Origin of the sequence: Serratia sp. FDAARGOS_506 (genome assembly GCF_003812745.1) — a bacterium.
GTDB lineage: Bacteria > Pseudomonadota > Gammaproteobacteria > Enterobacterales > Enterobacteriaceae > Serratia.
In genome coordinates this window covers 3976805-3995658 of record NZ_CP033831.1, presented here as the reverse complement: position 1 = coordinate 3995658, position 18854 = coordinate 3976805, and the positions used below count along the sequence as shown (strand labels likewise).

Here is an 18854-nt window from a genome sequence, read left to right as displayed (position 1 = left end):
GATGTCGGCACAGAACGTGCGTTATGAAGCATTGTCAGGTCATACAGGCGGGAAAAGGGCGCGGCAGGGCCGCGCCAGGGGTGATTACAGGTAGCGGTTTTCCAAATGCTGGCGGAAGTAGCGTGGGTTGAGCGCTTCACCAGTCGCGTTGGCGATCAGCGTCTCGGTCGGGAAACGGCTACCGTGGCGCCAGATGTTATGCTGCAACCAGTGGAACAGCGGCTGCAGATTGCCGGCGGCGATGTCCTCGCTCAGCGAAGGCAGGGCCTGACGCACGCTGTGGAACAGCTGCGCGGCGTACATCGCGCCGAGCGTGTATGTCGGGAAGTAGCCGAAAGCGCCGTCGGTCCAGTGAATATCCTGCATGCAGCCGTTGCGGTAGTTGCCGATGGTGTCAAGGCCGAGGTAAGCATGCATCTTCTCATTCCACAACGCCGGAATGTCTTCCACTTCGATATCGCCCTCGATCAGCGCTTTTTCAATTTCGTAACGCAAGATGACGTGGGCAGGATAGCTCACCTCGTCGGCGTCGACGCGGATCAGGCCCGGTTTAACGCGCTGGTTGAGGCGAATGAAGTTGGCTTCTTCCAGCGCCGGCTGTTCGCCAAACTGCGCGGTAACCAGCGGACGCAAGATTTTCAGGAATTCATTGCCGCGCGCCAGCTGCATTTCGAACAGCAGGCTCTGCGATTCATGGATAGCGGTGGAACGGGCCAGGGCGACCGGCTGGCCGAGCAGATCGCGCGGCAGATTCTGCTCGTAGCGGGCGTGGCCGGTCTCATGCACGATGCCGAGCAGCGCGGTCAGAAACTCTTTCTCGTTGTAACGGGTGGTGATGCGCACATCTTCCGGCACGCCGCCGCAGAACGGGTGGGCACTGACGTCGACGCGGCCGTTGTCGAAGTTGAAACCGAGCAGTTTCATCACGCTGAGGCTCAGCTGGCGCTGGGTGTCCACATTGAACGGGCCCTGCGGTGTCTGGCAAGGCTCATTGGCCTGTTTGGCCACCACGCGCTGCAACAGATCTGGCAACCAGCTCTTCAAATCGCCGAAGATGCGGTCGAGATCGCTGCTGCGCATGCCCGGTTCATACAGGTTGAGCAGGGCGTCGTAACGGCTGGTGCCGGCCGCCTGTGCGCGGATCTGCGCCTCTTCCCGGCTGAGTTTGACCACTTCGCGCAGGTTCTCGGCGAAGCCGTCCCAATCGTTGGCCGGGCGCTGGGCGCGCCAGGCGTGTTCGCAGCGCGCGCCGGCGAGCGATTTGGCTTCGACCAGCGAGGCCGGCAGCAGCACGGCGTCTTCGTATTGGCGGCGCATTTCGCGCAGGTTGGCACGGTCGAGTTCGTCCAGCGTCTCTTGCTGTGCGCGATCCAACAGCGCGCCGGTGCTCTCCGCCGTTAAAATCTGGTGCTGCAGCACGCTCAGCTCGGCCAGCGCTTCGGAGCGCGCCTTGCTACCGCCCGGCGGCATCATGGTTTGCATGTCCCAACCGGCGATAGCGGACAGGTGGCCGAAACGCGATAGCCGGCTGAACAGGGCGCGCAGGTGATCGTAAGCAGACGTGTTGGAATGTGCAGGTGTCATTATTATTCGGCTCCAATGAGAAGGTCCGGCGGCATTACGCCAGATCGGCTTTTAAACTGAATGTCGGCTTCACCGGCCAGCAGAAACGGAAGCTGGCGCCGCCGAGCGAACTGCCTTCGACGAACACCTGTCCCTGGTAGGCGACGGCGATGGAATGGACGATGGCCAGCCCCAACCCGCAGCCGCCGGTAGCGCGATCGCGGCTGGGGTCGAGACGGACGAAAGGTTCAAATACCCGTTCGCGCTCTTCCGGCGGGATACCCGGTCCGTCATCCTCGACCTGCAAACAGGCGAGGTCGCCGTCAAACCACAGGCCAACGCGCAGACGCTGTTCGGAATAGCGCAGCGCGTTGTTGACCAGGTTGTCGAGCACGCGCTCCATCAGGCGCAGATCGACGCCGCCGAAGTCGCCGACGTGCGGGATATCGAGCTGGATGTCGCGTTCCTGATGAATAAGACGGATATCATCGACCTTATCCTCGAGCCACTTTGGCAGATCGATGGGTTCAATGTTTAACGCAACCTGCGGACGGTCCAGACGGGCATAGGTCAGCAGCTCGTCAATCAGCGACTCCAACTGGCCGATATCGCGGTTCAGCGCCTGCTGCTCGCTTTCGGACAGGTTATCGCTCATTTCGAGCCGATAACGCAGGCGCACCAGGGGCGTGCGCAGCTCGTGGGCGATGCCGTCGATCAGCTGTTTCTTGCTCGCGATCAGCGTGTTGACGTTGTCGGCCATCTGGTTGAACGCCACGCCGAGCCTGCTCAGGCTGGAGGTGGGATCGAAGTGGGTGCGCTCATCCAGATGCCCGGCGCCGAGCCGTTGGGCGGCGTTTTCCAGCTTGAGCAGGTCTTGCCAGTGCGGCCGCATCCACAGGAACACCGGCAGCGCCAGCGACATGCCGATAAACACCAGCAGCACCAGATCCAACAGGCGCATCTGGTGCAGATAGAACAGATAAGGAATGGGGCCAACTACCAACACATAGTGGCTGCGCGGAATGCGCTGCATAAAGGTGTATTGATCGTCGAGGGCGATGATTTCCCCCAGCCGCAGCCGTTTTTTCAAATCCTCGCTCAGCTCCTGTTTGCCGAGCGGTTCGATATGCAGCTTGAACGACAGGTTGAGATCCAGTGTGGCGATGGTCTTGTTCCAGTCCTTCAGCGGGATTTCGCGCAGCTCGCTGCGCATCAGATACAGCGAACTTTTCATCAAGTCGTCCATCGACTGGCGCCCGGCGCGCTCGGCGGTCACCTTGTACACCAGGCCGACCAGCATCGCCATCACCAGAAAACAGACGAACAACAGCAGGAAGAACTGGACGAAAAGTTTTCTCATTGTTGCACCGATGCCCAGGCGTTAGGGGCGAACAGGTAGCCTTTATTGCGCACGGTCTTGATGCGGAACGGCTCCAGCGCGTTGTCGTACAGCTTGCGGCGCAGGCGGGAGATCGCCACGTCGATGCTGCGGTCCATGCCGTCGTAGCTGACGCCGCGCAGGTTTTGCAGCAGCGCCTCGCGATCCATGATCTGCCCGGCGTGGGTCGCCAGCTCCCACAGCAAATCGAAGTCCGAGGTGGACAGGGTGATCGTTTCTTCGCCCAACGTGACCTGACGGTTGACCGGATCGATGCATAATAGCCCGAAATGCAGCGCGTTGTGCTGGGTGAGCGGCTGAACCGACTCTTCTTTCGGCTGCTGGCTGTGCTGACGCAGGTGTAAACGCAGGCGCGCCAGTAATACCGCCGGCGGCGTGGTTTTCAGAATATAGTCGTTGGCGCCCATCTCCAGCGACAGAATATGGTTCATGTCGCTGTCGAGCGAGGTGAGCAGTACTATCGGGCCGGGGAAGGTCGGGCGCAGATCGCGGCATAGCGTCATGCCGTCTTTGCCGGGCAGCATGATGTCCAGCAGCACCAAATCGGGTTGCTCGCGCTCGATGCGCGCCTGCGCGCTGTCGCCGCGCGGCTCGATCAGCACCTCGATGTCGTGTTTGCCCAGATAGGCGGCGATCAGTTTGCCGACTTCAGGATCGTCTTCCACAAAAACAATTTTATGCATATGCCCGTGTTTTAATAAGAAAAGCGGATTTCAGCATAGCGCGGCCCGCGAGGATGCGCCATGCGGATCTTTGCGTCAGCGCAGCGGCCGCCCGCCGTCGACGCCGTGAGTACGCCCGGTCACGTAGCGGCTCTCCAGCAGGTAATTCACCAGGTTTACCACTTCGCTCTCACCCGGCGCCACCTTCATCAGCGATTTCGCCAACGCCTGCTGGCGATAGGCCTCATCGTCGCCCGCATTGAAGATGATCAGCGCCGGCGCGATGGCGTTGACCTTGACCTCCGGCGCCAGCTTGCGGGCGAACGATCGGGTCATATTGTCCAGCGCGGCCTTGCTGGCGGCATAGGCGATGTGTTTGTCGCTGCCTTTTTCCACCACGTAGTCGGTCAGATGAATAATGTCCGCGCCGGCCTGGCCCTGGCCGGTCAAGCAGGATTCGAGCAGTTGGTTGAGCAAATAGGGTGTGTAGACGTGAATTTGCAGCATCGCCGCCATCACCTGCTCCGGCGGCACTTCCGGCGACTCGGCCTGCCAGGCGCTGGCGTTGTGGATCACCGCACGCAGTTTGGGCGCCACCTGTCGAACCTGGTCGGCGAAACGGTAGATGCCTTCGTGCGTGGAAAAGTCGCCCTGAATACAGCAGGCGCCCAAGGCTTTCAACTCGGCCATCGCCGGATATTCGCTGCGATAGGCGATGATGACGGGAACGCCGCGCTGGAGAAACGCCTTGGCGAGCGCCAGCCCGATGCGCCGCGCGCCGCCGGTAATCAGCACCGGGGCAGAGTTGGGGTGTTCCATTGATTAAAGCTCCTGGACAGACTGGCAAACAATAGGGGAATTATGCCATTATACGGCGGAAAGTCGTTAAAGCTTCGCATGATTATCCATTTCTGGATGTAAGATCCCCAATGCATTTCAGGTTGCCGCCCGGCGGTGGCTTGAAAGACCACGGGTTAACACTGGCCATGAGAGGAATGAGGGGATGAACAGCAATCACCTTGCATCCATCGCGCGCAGTGAGAAAATCTGTTTCGACTACATGGATTTTCTGTCCGCATCGTGCAGGAAGCACTGGCGCTTTGTTGATGCTATTTATGGTGTGATGCCGATCTTCGGCATGGTGTTGAAATCGCGCGTGACCTCGTCACAAACGCGCAAAGAGCAGTTGAAAGAGCTGGCGCTGCAGGTGGTGTCGACGCAGGTCAGCGATGAAACCAATATCGTGCGCCTGATTGACCTGGCGCAGCAGCAGGGCCTGACGGTGTTTGATATTCAGCTGCCCTATGCGCTGGAAACTCAACAGCTGGCGGCCATTCAGAAAGAGTGCGCGGAAGGCATCGCGATCGCCCTGGTGGGTGAGCGTATGACCGTCACCATTCCCCCTAAAAGCTGACTGGTTGCATCGACCGGCCGCCCGTTCATGGTTAGGCAATTAACCTACCGCGATGGCCTAACCCTGAACGTGAAATTCCGCGCCGCATAGCGGCCTGCCTTTAAAGTCGGGTACCGGCATTGGGGCCGGAGCGCAGGGTATAAATACTGTCTATATGAATGAGCACCGCGTATTTCGGCGGCTTCATTCCATTTTTTTCTGCAAATGCCAACGCGTCGTCAAACGGCTTGCCCGCCAGGAACAGTTCCGGGGTGCCGACGAAACGGTAACCGTCCAGCGCCTCGCGGTCGATGACCACGACGGCCATTTTCGATCCCTCCCTGATATTTTGCAGCGTCTGGCCACCGGTATTTTCGTTGTAAATCAGCGTACGGTCATCATAGAGCCGCAGAGAGCGCTTGGGGCCGATATCGGGCACGCCGCTCGGGCTGCTGGTGGCCTGTACAGGCAGCTGTTTGGCCAGCATTTTCTTCATGTCATCATTCAATTCATTCATTGGCAGATTTCCCCTCAGGTCGTGGTGTCGTTGTTAATGCAGGGTGGCGGAATGGTTTGCCGCGGGTGCGCAGACGTTGGTTTCCGGCAGCCGGTGTTCGCGCAGCACCTGCAGCGTCTCTATTCGGAAACGCAGCAGGTGCCGTTCGGCGACCTGCTGCATCTGTTCGCACAGCGAGGTATCGTCCATCACCTGCTCGATGGCGAGCCGGGCCTGATGCACGTGCGGCTCAACGCCGCGCAGGGGCTTTTGCCGCAGGCGCAGATGGGTCATGTTGTTGAACGTGACGATCAGCGCGGCAAGGGCTGACTCGAAAAGATTCAGCGCTTCAAATCTGGCGGTATAGTCCGCATTCAGCCAGGGTTTCTCGGCGAGGATCGCCTGAGCGACTTCCAGCGCCTGTTGATAGTGCGTCATTGCCAGGCGATCGCGTTGCTGATTGAACGCCGTGTTGCCCTCGGCGATCAGCGCTTCCCAGGCGGCAAACAGGGGGAGTGCGTGCAGCAGTTTTTCAGCCATGAAATGCCTTCCATTTTCAGCCAGTCTTAACAAGACCTCCTGATGTTTCTCATCGGTGGCCTCACCTGTGTCCTGCCGGTGATGCTATAAATGATAATGATAATTAATTGCATTTAAGATCGCAAGAGGGGCAATAGGCCGATCAACAACGGAGAGAGGTAAAAAAAGAGGAAAGCGGGGAAACGAAATGCGGCTGCAGGGCAGCCGCATTGGCAGGCGATGTTAGTGCAGCATAAACCAGCCGGCAGGCAGCGTGGCCACCAGCAGCAAGAAGATGCTGCTCTTTTCCAGGCGATTCAACAGATTGATATCCCGGTGACCGCGGCGGGCATACATGAACACCAACAGCCCTGGTGCATACAGCAGCACCGACATCAGCAGGTGCATCAGCCCGGACGCGTACAGCAGCCACAGGCCATAGACGCAGGCGCCGGTCGCGGCGAAAATCAGGCGCTTGTCGCGGCGGCGGTAAGCCACCTTGAACAGAAACGCGCCGACCAGGAAGTAAGGCACCAAGATCATTTCTGAGGCGATGGTCAACAGCGAGTTGTAGTTGCTGCCGGTCAGCCAGATCAGCACCAGCGCCAGCTGCACTGCGATGTTGGTCAGCCACAGCGAAGAGGACGGGGCGTGATGGCGGTTCTGCTTGCCGAACACGCGCGGAAACGCGCCGTGCTGCGCGGCCAGCAGCGGCACTTCGGCCGCCATGATGGTCCAGCTCAGATAGGCGCCGCACACGGAAATGATCAAGCCGGCGGCGATGAGCACGTCTCCCCACGGGCCGATCAGTTCCACCATCAGCACCGCCATCGACGGGTTGCGCATTTCGGCCAGTTCGCTGCGCGGCACCACGCCCAGCGACAGCAGCGTGACCATCAGATACACCGCCAACGCCGACAGCACCGCCAGCATGGTGGCGCGGCCCACGTCTTTCTTGTTGCGGGCGCGGGCGGAAACCACCACGGCGCCTTCCACGCCGATAAACACCCACAGGGTGATCAGCATGGTGTCCTTGACCTGTTCCCACACCGGCTTGCCGAGGGCGATGCCTTTGAAATCCAGCGTGAACACGTCCATTTTAAAGGCGATCGCCGCCAGAACGGCGAACATCCCCAGCGGCAGCAGCTTGGCCAGGGTGGCCGCCAGATTGATGCTGGCCGCGGTTTGCACGCCGCGCAGCACCAGCGCGTGCACGATCCACAGCAGGGCAGATTCGGCGATCAGCGCCTGCCAGGTATTGCCGTCACCGAGAATGATGCTGCCGCCGCGATCGGTGAAGATACTCAGCGCCGCGAACACGATCACCAGATACGAGACGTTGGCGATCACAGCGCACAGCCAGTAACCCCAGGCGGAGCAGAAGCCCACCAGCTCGCCGAACCCTTCCTTGGCGTAGGTGAAGATGCCGCCGTCCAGATCCGGACGCAAACGCGTAAGCAGCAGCATGGCGAAGGCCAAAAACAGAATGCCGACGCCGGTGATCCCCCAGCCCAGCAGCAGCGCGGCGGGGCTGGCGACCTGCGCCATGTTTTGCGGCAGACTGAACACGCCGGCGCCCAGCATCGAGCTGAGCACCAAAGCGGTTAGCGCGGTAAGACCGAGTTTTTTTTCCAATGACGGATCCTGAACGCAGAATAAACAACTGGAAGGGAACTGCTTGGCGGCAACAATGTATTAACAACCACTGTGCGAATAGACAATAGCCCTAAAAATTGGCGCAAATTCTACGGAGGGATGATTAGAGATGCAATGATTGAATATGCGGAATTTACAAAAAACTATTCAACAGGCGATGAAAAAAGCGGCAATAAAAACGGGCAGCTCAAGGGCTGCCCGATGGTAAACCGAAAAGCGGGTTTTATTTGAACAGATCGGCGCTGACGGTCAGGTTGCCGCCGCTCTTGTTCTGCCACTGGCGGGTGACGTGGTAGTACTTGGCGCCTTTCTCGGCCGCGCGTTTCGCCACTTCGGTGGAGACATCGGTCATGCTGTTGAAGTGGCCGGTGAAGGTGACGGAATCGAACGGCACCATCTGCGCGGCGGTCACGTTGTTCACTTCCTGGATCTTGGTGCCGTTAGGCAGCGTGACGGTATAGCGCTGGCCGGTAGAGGACTGGGTTTCGAAGAAACGGCCCACGTCGCGGCTTGGCGAACCGGAAGACGCGACGCCAGGAATTTCGACTTTCGCGGCAGCGGCGCCACCGGCGGCCAGCGCGGCGCGGCCGGCGTCAGAATCGGCCGGAATGGCATCCGGGCTCTGCACGCGGCGTTTTGGCGCATCGGCCTTATAGATGTAGGCGGTGACGAACTGGTTGCCGCCGGAGTTGGCGTCAACCTGGCGCACGATGAAGAACGAAGCGGCGCCTTTTTTCTGCGCTTCTTTGGAGATGGCGTCGTTGATGTCCGGCTGGCTGCGGTAGAAACCGCTGACGCTCACGGTATCGTAAGGCTCCAGCAGATAGGCTTCATCTTTAGGCAGTTCGTTCACGCCGTTAAATACGCGGTATTTTGGTGTTTTGCTCACTTCTGGCGCATCTTTATGATAAAGGTCTGCGGTGACGCGCCAGTTGCCGCCGTTGTTGCTGTTGTTGCTGTCCTGGATATAGAAGGAATCGGCACCCAGTTTGTCTGCACGGCGGGATACGGCGTCGACGGCTTCATTGATGGCATTGAAGCGGCCGGTAATCGTGATGCGATCAAACGGCTTCAGCGCCGCTGCTTTCTCAGGAGTTAACTCTTGCGCCGCATGAGCAGACAGCGCGGTGAGTGATAACAAGGCTGACGCGATGATCGTGGTCTTCAGCTTCATAAAAAATCCTTTCGCCTAGCGCATTAACGTTTATAACGTACTGAACTGTTTAAGTGTAATTCAGCCGTCGATTATTACATGTAATTCTGAAAACTGTCTCAGCATTTTATGTTATCCCGTGCGACAAATCGCCGACGGTGACGCGGGCCGCACCGATGGCGTCGTCGCCATAAGTTTCCATAATAACGGCTTTGGTGTCATTAGTGTTAATTATTCACAAAATGATAACTTTTATGCTTTTTTACCACGCGTGGCGATAAATCGTTACGCCAAGCGTAAACCTCTTGTCACGGAGAATGCGCTGTTCTGTATGGTTTTTTTCACTGTAAATTGCGATTTGTCATATCACGCCGGGCGTTTTTATGTAAAAACAGAGCTGAATGCGTAAGCAATTATGGATCATCGACCTTATTTTCAGTAGGTTATAGTTGGCGTCTGAAATCAGTGCGGGCAAGTTAACGCTTTGCTCGCCGGTGGCGTCATGCTATGGGCAGGAAAATAATAAACATCATCCAAGACAGGTGAGAAGGGAACATTATGCGTATTGGTGTACCAAGAGAGCGGTTGGCCAATGAAGCCCGGGTCGCAGCCACACCGAAAACGGTGGAACAACTGCTGAAACTGGGTTTTACCGTCGCGATTGAGCGCGGGGCGGGCAAACTGGCCAGTTTTGAGGACGTCGCCTACGAAGCCGCCGGCGCGGCGCTGGTTGACGAAAGCGAAGTGTGGCAGTCGGATCTGATCCTGAAAGTCAACGCGCCGCAAGACGACGAGATCGCCTTGATGCGCGAAGGCAGCACGCTGGTCAGCTTTATCTGGCCGGCGCAAAACCCCGAATTGATGGCCAAGCTGGCGGCGCGCAACGTCACCGCGCTGGCGATGGACTCGGTGCCGCGCATCTCGCGCGCCCAGTCGATGGACGCGCTGAGCTCGATGGCCAACATCGCCGGCTACCGCGCGATCGTCGAAGCGGCGCATGAGTTCGGCCGCTTCTTCACCGGCCAGATCACCGCCGCCGGCAAAGTGCCGCCGGCCAAGGTGATGATCATCGGTGCCGGCGTGGCCGGCCTGGCGGCGATCGGCGCTGCGGGCAGCCTCGGCGCCATCGTGCGCGCCTTCGACACCCGCCCGGAAGTGAAAGAGCAGGTGCAGAGCATGGGCGCGGAATTCCTCGAGCTGGATTTTGAAGAGGAAGCGGGCAGCGGCGACGGTTACGCCAAAGTGATGTCCGAAGCCTTTATCAAGGCCGAGATGGCGCTGTTCGCCGCGCAGGCGGCGGAGGTCGATATCATCGTCACCACCGCGCTGATCCCGGGCAAACCGGCACCGAAGCTGATCACCAAAGAGATGGTGGCGTCGATGAAACCGGGCAGCGTGATCGTCGATCTGGCGGCGCAAACCGGCGGCAACTGCGAACTGACGGTAGCCGACACCATTACCGTGACCGACAACGGCGTGAAAATCATCGGCTATACCGACCTGCCGAGCCGCCTGCCGACCCAATCTTCGCAGCTGTACGGCACCAACCTGGTCAACCTGCTGAAGCTGCTGTCGAAAGAGAAAAACGGCGAGATCGACATCGATTTCGACGATACGGTGATCCGCGGCGTGACCGTGGTGCGCAGCGGTGAAATTACCTGGCCGGCGCCGCCGATCCAGGTCTCCGCCCAGCCGAAAGCGGCGCCCGCCGCTGCACCGGTGGCCAAACCCGAAGCCAAACCGACCTCGCCGTGGCTGAAGTACGGCCTGATGGCCCTGGCGATCCTGCTGTTCGGCTGGCTGGCGGATGCGGCGCCGAAAGAGTTCCTGTCGCACTTTACCGTGTTCGCGCTGGCCTGCGTGGTCGGTTACTACGTGGTCTGGAACGTCAGCCATGCGCTGCATACCCCATTGATGTCGGTCACCAACGCGATCTCAGGGATTATCGTGGTCGGTGCGCTGTTGCAGATCGGCCATGGTGGCTGGGTGAGTTTCCTCTCCTTTATCGCCGTGCTGATCGCCAGCATCAATATTTTCGGTGGGTTCACCGTCACTCAGCGCATGCTGAAGATGTTCCGCAAGAACTAAGGGGTAGCAAATGTCTGGAGGATTGGTTACAGCTGCATACATTGTTGCCGCTATTTTGTTTATTTTCAGCCTGGCGGGCCTGTCGCGTCATGAAACGTCGAAGCAGGGCAACCTGTTCGGCGTTGCCGGTATGGCGATCGCGCTGATCGCCACCATTCTGGGACCGGATTCCGGCAATGTCGGCTGGATCATCATCGCCATGATCATCGGCGGCTCGATTGGCGTCTATCTGGCCAAGAAGGTCGAGATGACCGAAATGCCGGAGCTGGTGGCGGTGCTGCACAGCTTCGTTGGCCTGGCGGCGGTGCTGGTCGGCTTCAACAGCTATCTGGATCACGGTGCGCCGATGGAGCCGGTGATGGCGAATATCCATCTGACCGAAGTGTTCCTCGGCATCTTTATCGGCGCGGTAACCTTCACCGGTTCAATCGTCGCCTTCGGCAAGCTGCGCGGCATCATCTCTTCCAAGCCGCTGATGCTGCCGAACCGCCACAAGCTGAATCTGGCGGCGCTGGTGATCTCGTTCCTGCTGCTGGTGGCGTTCGTGCGGACCGACAGCGTGGGCTGGCAGGTAGTGACGCTGCTGCTGATGACGGCGATTGCGTTGGCGTTCGGCTGGCATCTGGTGGCCTCGATCGGCGGCGCGGACATGCCGGTGGTGGTGTCTATGCTCAACTCCTACTCGGGGTGGGCGGCGGCCGCAGCGGGCTTCATGCTGAGCAACGATCTGCTGATCGTCACCGGCGCGCTGGTGGGCTCTTCGGGTGCGATCCTGTCTTACATCATGTGCAAGGCGATGAACCGCTCGTTTATCAGTGTGATAGCCGGTGGTTTCGGCAGCGACGGTTCGTCCACCGGCGATGCCGAGGAGATGGGCGAATACCGTGAAACCACGGCGGAAGAGGTGGCCGAGCAGCTGAAGAACTCCACCTCGGTGATCATCACCCCGGGTTACGGCATGGCGGTGGCGCAGGCGCAATATCCGGTGGCGGAAATCACCGAGAAACTGCGGGCGCGCGGCGTGAAGGTGCGCTTCGGCATTCACCCGGTCGCGGGGCGCTTGCCGGGCCACATGAACGTGCTGTTGGCGGAGGCGAAGGTGCCGTACGACGTGGTGCTGGAGATGGATGAAATCAACGAAGATTTCCCGGATACCGACACCGTGCTGGTGATTGGCGCCAACGACACGGTGAACCCGGCGGCGCTGGAAGATCCGCGCAGCCCGATCGCCGGCATGCCGGTATTGGAAGTGTGGAAAGCGCAGAACGTGATCGCGTTCAAACGCTCGATGAACACCGGCTATGCCGGCGTGCAGAACCCGCTGTTCTTCAAGGAGAACACCCAGATGCTGTTCGGCGACGCCAAAGACAGCGTGGAAGCGATTCTGCGGGCATTGCAGAAGTAATTGAGCAACCAAAAAAACGGGCCGCTTAGCGGCCCGTTTTTTATGCGCGAAGGTTAATCGTCGTCGTCGTGTTCATCGTCTTCATCCGCCTCGATCGGGCAGTTGAAGTTCTCCGGCTTAATCACCAGCAGATCGCATTTCAGATGATCGATCACATGTTCCGCCGTGTTGCCGATAAAGGCCGCTGAAATGCCGGTGCGGCCCAGCGTGCCCAGAACCACCACGCCGGCCTGCAGGTGTTCGGCCAGATCGGGGATCACCTCTTCCGGCAGGCCTTTTTCCACGTGGGTGAACTCTTCCTTAATGCAGAATTTCTGCCGCAGCGCCTTCATGGCGATCAGATGCTGGCCGCGGATGGCGTCGTTGTAGACGCTCGGATCGAAGTCGGGCAGCTCGATGGCGATGTTGATCGGGGTAACGGGATAGGCACCGACCAGGTGAACCTCGGTTTGGTTGACGTTCTGCGCCAGTTCGACAGTTTCTTGCACCAATTTGATATTGAGCGGGTCGTGATAGGGTTCTTCGCTGGCCAGGTTGACCGCCACCAGCGCTTTGCCGCCTTCCGGCCAGGGTTGGTCTTTTACCATCCACACCGGGCAAGGGCATTTGCGCAGCAGGTGCCAGTCGGTAGGGGTGAAGATCACCGACTCCAGCCGGTCGTGCTGGTGCGCCATTTTCAGCAGCAGGTCATGTTGGCCGGCAAGCACTTCCTGAATGATGGCTTCGAAGGGACGGTTATGCCAGACCACTTTGATTTCGATCGGCACGCCGTCGTTGAGATAGAAGCGGCACTGCTCGTTGATCCAGGCGGCGCGTTGGCTGATCACACCTTGCCGCATCGCCGTTCTTTCGTCCGGGGAGAGCAGGGTCGTCATTTCGTAAGAGAAGTCATAAATGGGCAGGAAGGCTTTGATGCGCCCGCCGTTCCGTTTTACCAGGTACACGGCGCGGCGCAATGCCGGCTGATCGTCCTGATTGGGGTCAATAGCCACCAGAAGATTCTGATACTTCGCCATAGGGCCTCCTTACAGCTGAAATCAACAGTCTGTTAATTTACAGAGTAACCCAACATTGAAAAACAGAACAACAACAGAAGCGGTGCCGGATCAACAATTTCGGTGAAACGTTGATCCGGCAGGGGGATCAGGCGTTGACGGTCACGTTGATGCGTGGCGTACCGGCCAGCACCGACAGGGCGTCGGCGTTTTCGATGGTGATGTATTTACCTTTCACGCTGAGGATTTCGCTCTTCTGGAAGCGGCCCAGCAGGCGGCTGATGGTTTCCACCGTCAGGCCGAGGTAGTTGCCGATGTCGCCGCGGGTCATGGTCAACCGGAACTCGCGCGGCGAGAAGCCACGCTCCGCGAAGCGGCGCGACAGGTTGTAAACGAACGCCGCCAGGCGTTCTTCGGCGTTTTTCTTCGACAGCAGCAGGATCATGTCCTGGTCGCCTTTGATCTCGCCGCTCATCAGCCGCATGATCTGCTGACGCAGGTTTGGCATTTTGCCGGACAGATCGTCGAGGGTTTCGAATGGGATCTCGCACACCATCGAGGTTTCCAGCGCCTGAGCAAAGCTTGGGTGCTTCAGACCGCCGATGGCGTCGAAGCCCACCAGGTCACCCGCCAGGTGGAAACCGGTGATCTGCTCGTCGCCTTGCTCGGTGATGGTGTAGCTTTTGATGGTCCCGGAACGGATCGCGTACAGCGATTTCAGCTCGTCGCCGGCCTTGAACAGGGTCTGGCCTTTCTGGATGGGCTTTTTCCTTTCGATAATGTTGTCGAGCTGGTCCAGCTCGTGGGCATTAAGGGTGAAAGGAATGCACAGCTGGCTGATGCTGCAGTCCTGGCAATGGATCGCACAACCACCAGACTGGATACGACGAATCACGCGTTTTTCCGGGATCATAGATTACGCTCATTCAATAATTGATATGAGTCAATTTTAACATCTTTTGCTGCAGCTGATAAGGGTGGCATTAGCATGAATAGGGTTATTGTGTGCGAATTTTGCGCACACATGCCGCCGATTATGCTGTATCACGCTGAAGTCACTCGCTTTATTTGGCACTTATACGCAACGTGCGGCCGCCATTCCGGCAGCCTGAGGCAGGACAACCGGCGCGGTGCACGTTGGCAGGTTTTAGCGGCATGAGTCAATTATCCTTTGGCACATTTACTACAGGCGAAAATAAGGCCATATGCTGCGGCGGCAGACAATCTGCCAGACCGCTACGATACCGTGGATGCCCGTTGCCACCGGACTATGTGCCGCGCTAGCGCGAGAGCAGATCCTGCGGCAGGTAGCCTTCGTGCTGCAGCAGCCACTGCTTGCGCTGCACGCCGCCGGCATAGCCGGTCAGCGCGCCTTGCGAACCGATCACCCGGTGGCAGGGCACCACGATGCTGATCGGATTTGAACCGTTGGCCATGCCGACCGCGCGTGAGGCGGTCGGGCGGCCGATACGTTGCGCCAGTTGGCCGTAGGTCAGGATCTCGCCGCACGGGATTTGGCGCAGCTGTTGCCACACGGTGCGTTGGAACTCGGTGCCGGCGGTCATCACCGGCAGCCGATCGATAATGCTCAGCTCACCGGCGAAATAGCGTTGCATCGCGTCGGTCAGCCCGCTGGGATCGCGCTGCTCGCGCAGGGTGAAGCGATCGGCGCGGTAGTGGGTATTCAGCAGCTTCATCAGGCGCGCTTCGTGATCGGTCCAGTCAATCGCCCGCAGGCGCCCCTGTTCATCGGCAATCAGCACCAGTTCCCCCACCGGCGTGGCGGTACGATCAATCAAAAAAGTCTGCATCTGGATCACTCCTCGGTTTGGTATGGCGATTATTACATGAAAGCGGGGGAAGTGATGGCGGATTTCGGACATGCTGATGGGCAACCGCAGGGTTGCCCAAATAGCCGGCTCAGGGTAAGTCGGTGAGTCATTGCGCGTTAAATTTATAAAATAAATTTATAAGTTATCAAGGCAGGTTGTGCCTTGCTTATTATTTAATCAGGCATTGGCGCTTTGGCGTTACTTATAGCTGATGGTCACGCGCTTTAAATGAGGATCGTTATTCACTATTTCGCTGGTGACGGCAGAAACTAATTCTTTTGGCATTTCTTTTAACGAAGAGGAAATATACCCGTTCTGATATTCCGTCACTTTACCGAAGCAGTTGGAGATAAGCTGTTCATCCTGATGTGTGATGGTGCAGGTCGGGGTGGTAATGGCGCCGGTGAAGCGCACGACGCCGGAGGCGACCTGGCTGCCGGAAAGCGGTTTTGCTTGCAGAGCGAAGGGCAGAATGACCAATGCGCTTAATACGGCTAAGTAATGGTTCATACGCTGTTCCTCTCAGAGTAAAAAATACTGCCAATTAAAAAACAAGCACGCCTGTTTTCATCAAATAAGCTATTTCGCCTGGTGAAATAAAAAACGAATGGGCAAGAATCCTACTGCCTGCATCCAATGAATTTGATAATAGGGAGGCAGGGTGAGTAAAACCATGATTTGGATCATAGTGAAGACCGGTTAATGGTTCCCGGCGCGAGCAGGGTAAAAGGCTGTGATCGTTCTCTCAGGAAAGCGGGAGTGGCGGGATGTTTTCGCCCCCGTGGAGCAGCCAGACAGACCGGGGGCGAGAGGGGGTTACAGCATGCCGCTGCTGCCGCAGATGCGGATCTTTTCCGCCACCACTTCTTTCATCGCCAGCTTGCCGGGGACGATGTATTTGCGCGGGTCGTTGGCATCCGGATGCTGTGAAAAGTAGCTTTTCACCGCGTCGGCGAAGGCGATTTTCAGTTCGGTGGCGACGTTGACCTTGCAGACGCCGAGCGAGATCGCGCGCTTGACCATCGCCTCCGGAATGCCGGAGGCGCCGTGCAGCACCAGGGGCACGTCCACCTGTTCGCGGATCAGCGCCAGGCGTTCGAAGTCCAGCTTTGGCTCGCCGTGATAAAGGCCGTGGGCGGAACCGATCGCCACCGCCAGCGAATCGATGCCGGTGGCGGTGACGAACTCGCGTGCCGCCGCCGGGTCGGTATAGAAGCTGTCCGCCGTATCGACGATCAGATCGTCTTCCTGCCCACCCAGGCGGCCCAGTTCCGCTTCCACGCTGGCGCCATAGCGGTGGCACAAGGCGACCGCAGCGGCCACTTTGGCGATGTTCTGCTCGAACGGCAGATGGGAACCGTCGATCATCACCGAACGGATGCCGCTTTTCACCTTGTGCTCGATGTCGTCCAGCTCTTCGTGATGATCCAGATGCAGCGCCAGCGGCAAATCGTAGCGGTGCGCGGCCGATTGGCAAATGCCGATCAGGTAGTCGGTGCCGGCGTAGCTGAAGGTGCCGGGCGTGCCGGCCATGATCACCGGCGAGCGCAGCTCGGCGGCGGTTTCCGCCACCACCTGCACGGTTTCCAGATTGTGGACGTTAAACGCCGGAACGGCGTAACCCTGGCGCTGCGCCTTGAGCAGCATTTCTCGGTTGGCTATCAGATACATGGGATCTCCTTACAGCACAGGGAAACGGTAAATCGTCACGCCTTTCACCACCCGGTTAACCTCGCCGGTCGGGCAAGGGTTGTCCGGGGTCAGCCCCAGCGCCAGCGAACTCTCGAAGGCCAGCATTTGGCTGAACAGCAGATACGGGAACAGCAGCCAGATATCGTCCGTGGCCTGGTGCATAGGCAGCAAGGCATCGGACGGCGTCTGGGGAGCGCCGGTCAAACCGACCAATTGCATCGCCAGCCCGTCGCGCTGCAGCTCGTTCCACAGATCGCGGTCATACTGGCGGGCGTAATCATCGTGGGAGAACATAAGCACCACCAATGTTTGGCCGTCGACCATAAATTTAGGGCCGTGGCGCAGGCCGAGCGGCGAGTCGTAGCGCGTCACGATGCGCCCGGCGGTCAGCTCCAGCATCTTGAGCGAGGCCTCTTCCGCCAGGCCGGTAAAGCAGCTGCCGCCGAGGGTGATATAACGGCGGAAACCGCTGGCGGCCAGCGCTTTCACCTGCGGCTGCAGCGTTTCGCGCAGTGCGCGGCAGCGCTGCACCATGGCGTTCAGCGGCGCCTGGGCGGCCTCGAGCGAAAGCGGGCCGAGCAGCAGCGCGGCGCTCAGCATCATGCAGCTGAAGCTGGAGGTCATGGCGAAGCTCTGATCGTTGGAGCCTTGCGGCATCACCAGCGAACAGACGTTGTCGCGCCGATGCGCATACTGCGCCAGCTTGCTGTCCGGGTTGCAGACCAGCATCAGGTGGTAGCTTTCCGGCAGCAGTTGGTCGGCCAGCTCCACCGTCGCCACGCTCTCCGGGCTGTTGCCCGAGCGGGCGAAGGAGACCAGCAGCGTTGGCCGCTCAGGATCGAGGTACTGCCGCGGGTTGGCGACGATATCGGTGGTGCCGTAGGCCGCCACGTCGCGGCCGGTTTTTTCGCGCAGCCAGGGCGCCAGGGCACGGCCGGCGAACGCTGAACTGCCGGCGCCGCACAGTATGATTTGCAGGCGCGGGTTGGCCAACAGCGGCGCCAGGAACGGCTGCCACTGCGCCTGTTGATCCTGCAGTTGCCGGTGCAGCGCCGCCCATAGATCGGGCTGCTGCCAAATCTCTGCGGCGGTGTGCCAGGCGCTGCGCTGCTTCAGCCAATCCGCCTCGTAAGAGAAATACGCGTTCATAATGACAACTCCTTAAAAGCCTCGGTTAACGGTCGGCGATAATCACGTCGATCCCTAAATGGTGCAGCGCCTGCAGATAGTGTTCCGGGATGCGGCTGTCGGTGACCAGCCGGTGGATCTGGCCGATTTCGCGGATCATGCAAAAGCTGGTGCGGCCGAATTTGCTGGCGTCGGCAATGGCGATCACTTCGCGCGCCACTTCGCACATCACCCGGTTTAGCTGCGCTTCGCCCGGATCCGGCGTGGTGATGCCGCCCGCCAGATCGAAACCGTCGACGCCGAGAAACAGCTTGTCGAACCGGTACTGGCGCAGCTGCTGTTCGGCGGCGGGGCCGTACAGCGACCAGGCCTTGCGGCGCACGCTGCCGCCGACCACCATCAGATCGATCTGCTCGTTGTTGGCCAGCTCGAAGGCGATGTTCAGCGCGTTGGTCATCACCACCAGATCCTTTTTCCCCGCCAGCTGCGGCGCCATCTGGCTGGTGGTGGAGCCGGAGTCGAGGATGACGGCGTCGCCGTCTTCAATCAGCGCCGCCGCCGCGCAGGCGATGGCGTGTTTTACGTCGCGGTTGATGCGGCCCTTGTCCTGCAGCGGGCGATCGAAGGCGAACTGTTTGTTCAACATGGCGCCGCCGTAAGCGCGCACCGCGCAGCCGTGCTTTTCCAGCTGGCGCAGATCGCTGCGGATGGTGACGCTGGACACCGAAAACTGCTGGCTGAGCTGTTCCACGCGCACCGAGCCTTCGCGGCACAGCTGGTCGATAATTAATTCCCGGCGTTTTGCGGTATTGATCATTAACGCAGACTCCTGATTTACCTGTAGCCGTGCCCGACCGCGGCTTAATAAGCCGC

The 18854-nt window shown here is 59.2% G+C and carries 20 protein-coding genes; 5 read left to right on the top strand and 15 right to left on the bottom strand.

All coding sequences use genetic code 11. The features are described 5' to 3' along the window. Positions 1–84: 84 nt before the first annotated feature. From EGY12_RS19370 to folM, 4 genes are all read right to left on the bottom strand, one after another. A complete protein-coding gene (locus EGY12_RS19370; protein WP_123895047.1) occupies positions 85–1584 on the bottom strand; it encodes a carboxypeptidase M32 in 1500 nt (499 codons plus the stop codon). 34 nt (positions 1585–1618) lie between these two features. After that, complete coding sequence (gene rstB / locus EGY12_RS19365) at positions 1619–2923, bottom strand: two-component system sensor histidine kinase RstB (protein ID WP_019452643.1); 1305 nt, start codon at positions 2921–2923, stop codon at positions 1619–1621. Beyond that, the gene (gene rstA / locus EGY12_RS19360; protein WP_004938307.1) at positions 2920–3645 is read right to left on the bottom strand and encodes a two-component system response regulator RstA; all 726 of its coding nucleotides are present in this window, start codon (positions 3643–3645) and stop codon (positions 2920–2922) included. Before rstA ends, rstB begins: the two co-directional genes overlap by 4 nt. Positions 3646–3720: 75 nt before the next feature. Further along, positions 3721–4443, bottom strand: coding sequence for a dihydromonapterin reductase (gene folM / locus EGY12_RS19355; RefSeq protein ID WP_049270821.1), 723 nt, complete (start codon positions 4441–4443; stop codon positions 3721–3723). 184 nt (positions 4444–4627) lie between these two features. Between folM and EGY12_RS19350 the strand changes: the two genes are divergently transcribed. Continuing rightward, complete coding sequence (locus EGY12_RS19350) at positions 4628–5038, top strand: hypothetical protein (protein ID WP_123895046.1); 411 nt, start codon at positions 4628–4630, stop codon at positions 5036–5038. Positions 5039–5138: 100 nt separating this feature from the next. Here the strand turns inward: EGY12_RS19350 and EGY12_RS19345 are convergent, their stop codons facing one another. The 3 genes from EGY12_RS19345 to EGY12_RS19335 all read right to left on the bottom strand — a co-directional run bounded on the left by EGY12_RS19345 (position 5139) and on the right by EGY12_RS19335 (position 7667). Next, positions 5139–5534: a pyridoxamine 5'-phosphate oxidase family protein gene (locus EGY12_RS19345; protein WP_038880295.1), complete on the bottom strand. Its 396-nt coding sequence runs from the start codon at positions 5532–5534 to the stop codon at positions 5139–5141. 33 nt (positions 5535–5567) lie between these two features. Beyond that, positions 5568–6053: a hypothetical protein gene (locus tag EGY12_RS19340; protein WP_123895045.1), complete on the bottom strand. Its 486-nt coding sequence runs from the start codon at positions 6051–6053 to the stop codon at positions 5568–5570. Positions 6054–6275: 222 nt separating this feature from the next. Beyond that, on the bottom strand, positions 6276–7667 hold the full coding sequence (locus tag EGY12_RS19335; protein WP_123895044.1) for an amino acid permease: 1392 nt from the start codon (positions 7665–7667) through the stop codon (positions 6276–6278). A gap of 120 nt (positions 7668–7787) precedes the next feature. On the opposite strand from EGY12_RS19335, the gene EGY12_RS23540 reads away from it, so the two are divergent. Continuing rightward, entirely contained in the window at positions 7788–7919 is a 132-nt protein-coding gene (locus tag EGY12_RS23540; protein WP_256370787.1) for a hypothetical protein, read from the top strand. Here EGY12_RS23540 and ydgH read toward each other — a convergent pair. Next, positions 7912–8862, bottom strand: a complete 951-nt coding sequence (gene ydgH / locus EGY12_RS19330; RefSeq protein WP_123895043.1) for a DUF1471 family protein YdgH — start codon at positions 8860–8862, stop codon at positions 7912–7914. The genes EGY12_RS23540 and ydgH overlap by 8 nt on opposite strands. Before the next feature lie 118 nt (positions 8863–8980). Here ydgH and EGY12_RS19325 point away from each other — a divergent pair, with 118 nt between their 5' ends. From EGY12_RS19325 to pntB, 3 genes are all read left to right on the top strand, one after another. Continuing rightward, positions 8981–9250 carry a hypothetical protein gene (locus tag EGY12_RS19325; RefSeq protein ID WP_123895042.1) on the top strand — a complete coding sequence of 90 codons (270 nt, stop codon included), beginning with the start codon at positions 8981–8983 and terminating at the stop codon, positions 9248–9250. A gap of 149 nt (positions 9251–9399) precedes the next feature. Further along, positions 9400–10929 (top strand): Re/Si-specific NAD(P)(+) transhydrogenase subunit alpha, encoded by a 1530-nt coding sequence (gene pntA / locus EGY12_RS19320; protein WP_047730636.1) that lies wholly within the window; start codon positions 9400–9402, stop codon positions 10927–10929. A gap of 10 nt (positions 10930–10939) precedes the next feature. Then, positions 10940–12334, top strand: coding sequence for a Re/Si-specific NAD(P)(+) transhydrogenase subunit beta (gene pntB / locus EGY12_RS19315; protein ID WP_049198296.1), 1395 nt, complete (start codon positions 10940–10942; stop codon positions 12332–12334). Between the two features lie 53 nt (positions 12335–12387). Here the strand turns inward: pntB and uspE are convergent, their stop codons facing one another. From uspE to agaR, 7 genes are all read right to left on the bottom strand, one after another. After that, complete coding sequence (gene uspE, locus EGY12_RS19310) at positions 12388–13350, bottom strand: universal stress protein UspE (protein WP_123895041.1); 963 nt, start codon at positions 13348–13350, stop codon at positions 12388–12390. Positions 13351–13477: 127 nt separating this feature from the next. Beyond that, positions 13478–14242 carry an FNR family transcription factor gene (locus EGY12_RS19305; protein ID WP_004938278.1) on the bottom strand — a complete coding sequence of 255 codons (765 nt, stop codon included), beginning with the start codon at positions 14240–14242 and terminating at the stop codon, positions 13478–13480. Positions 14243–14609: 367 nt separating this feature from the next. Continuing rightward, positions 14610–15140, bottom strand: coding sequence for a methylated-DNA--[protein]-cysteine S-methyltransferase (gene ogt / locus EGY12_RS19300; protein ID WP_049198299.1), 531 nt, complete (start codon positions 15138–15140; stop codon positions 14610–14612). A 219-nt stretch (positions 15141–15359) separates the two neighbouring features. Next, positions 15360–15671: a hypothetical protein gene (locus tag EGY12_RS19295; protein ID WP_123895040.1), complete on the bottom strand. Its 312-nt coding sequence runs from the start codon at positions 15669–15671 to the stop codon at positions 15360–15362. A gap of 306 nt (positions 15672–15977) precedes the next feature. Continuing rightward, entirely contained in the window at positions 15978–16832 is an 855-nt protein-coding gene (locus tag EGY12_RS19290) for a tagatose bisphosphate family class II aldolase (protein ID WP_123895039.1), read from the bottom strand. A 9-nt stretch (positions 16833–16841) separates the two neighbouring features. After that, positions 16842–18002, bottom strand: coding sequence for an SIS domain-containing protein (locus EGY12_RS19285; protein ID WP_123895038.1), 1161 nt, complete (start codon positions 18000–18002; stop codon positions 16842–16844). Positions 18003–18027: 25 nt separating this feature from the next. Next, positions 18028–18798: a transcriptional repressor AgaR gene (gene agaR / locus EGY12_RS19280; protein ID WP_038880262.1), complete on the bottom strand. Its 771-nt coding sequence runs from the start codon at positions 18796–18798 to the stop codon at positions 18028–18030. Between the last annotated feature and the right edge of the window lie 56 nt (positions 18799–18854).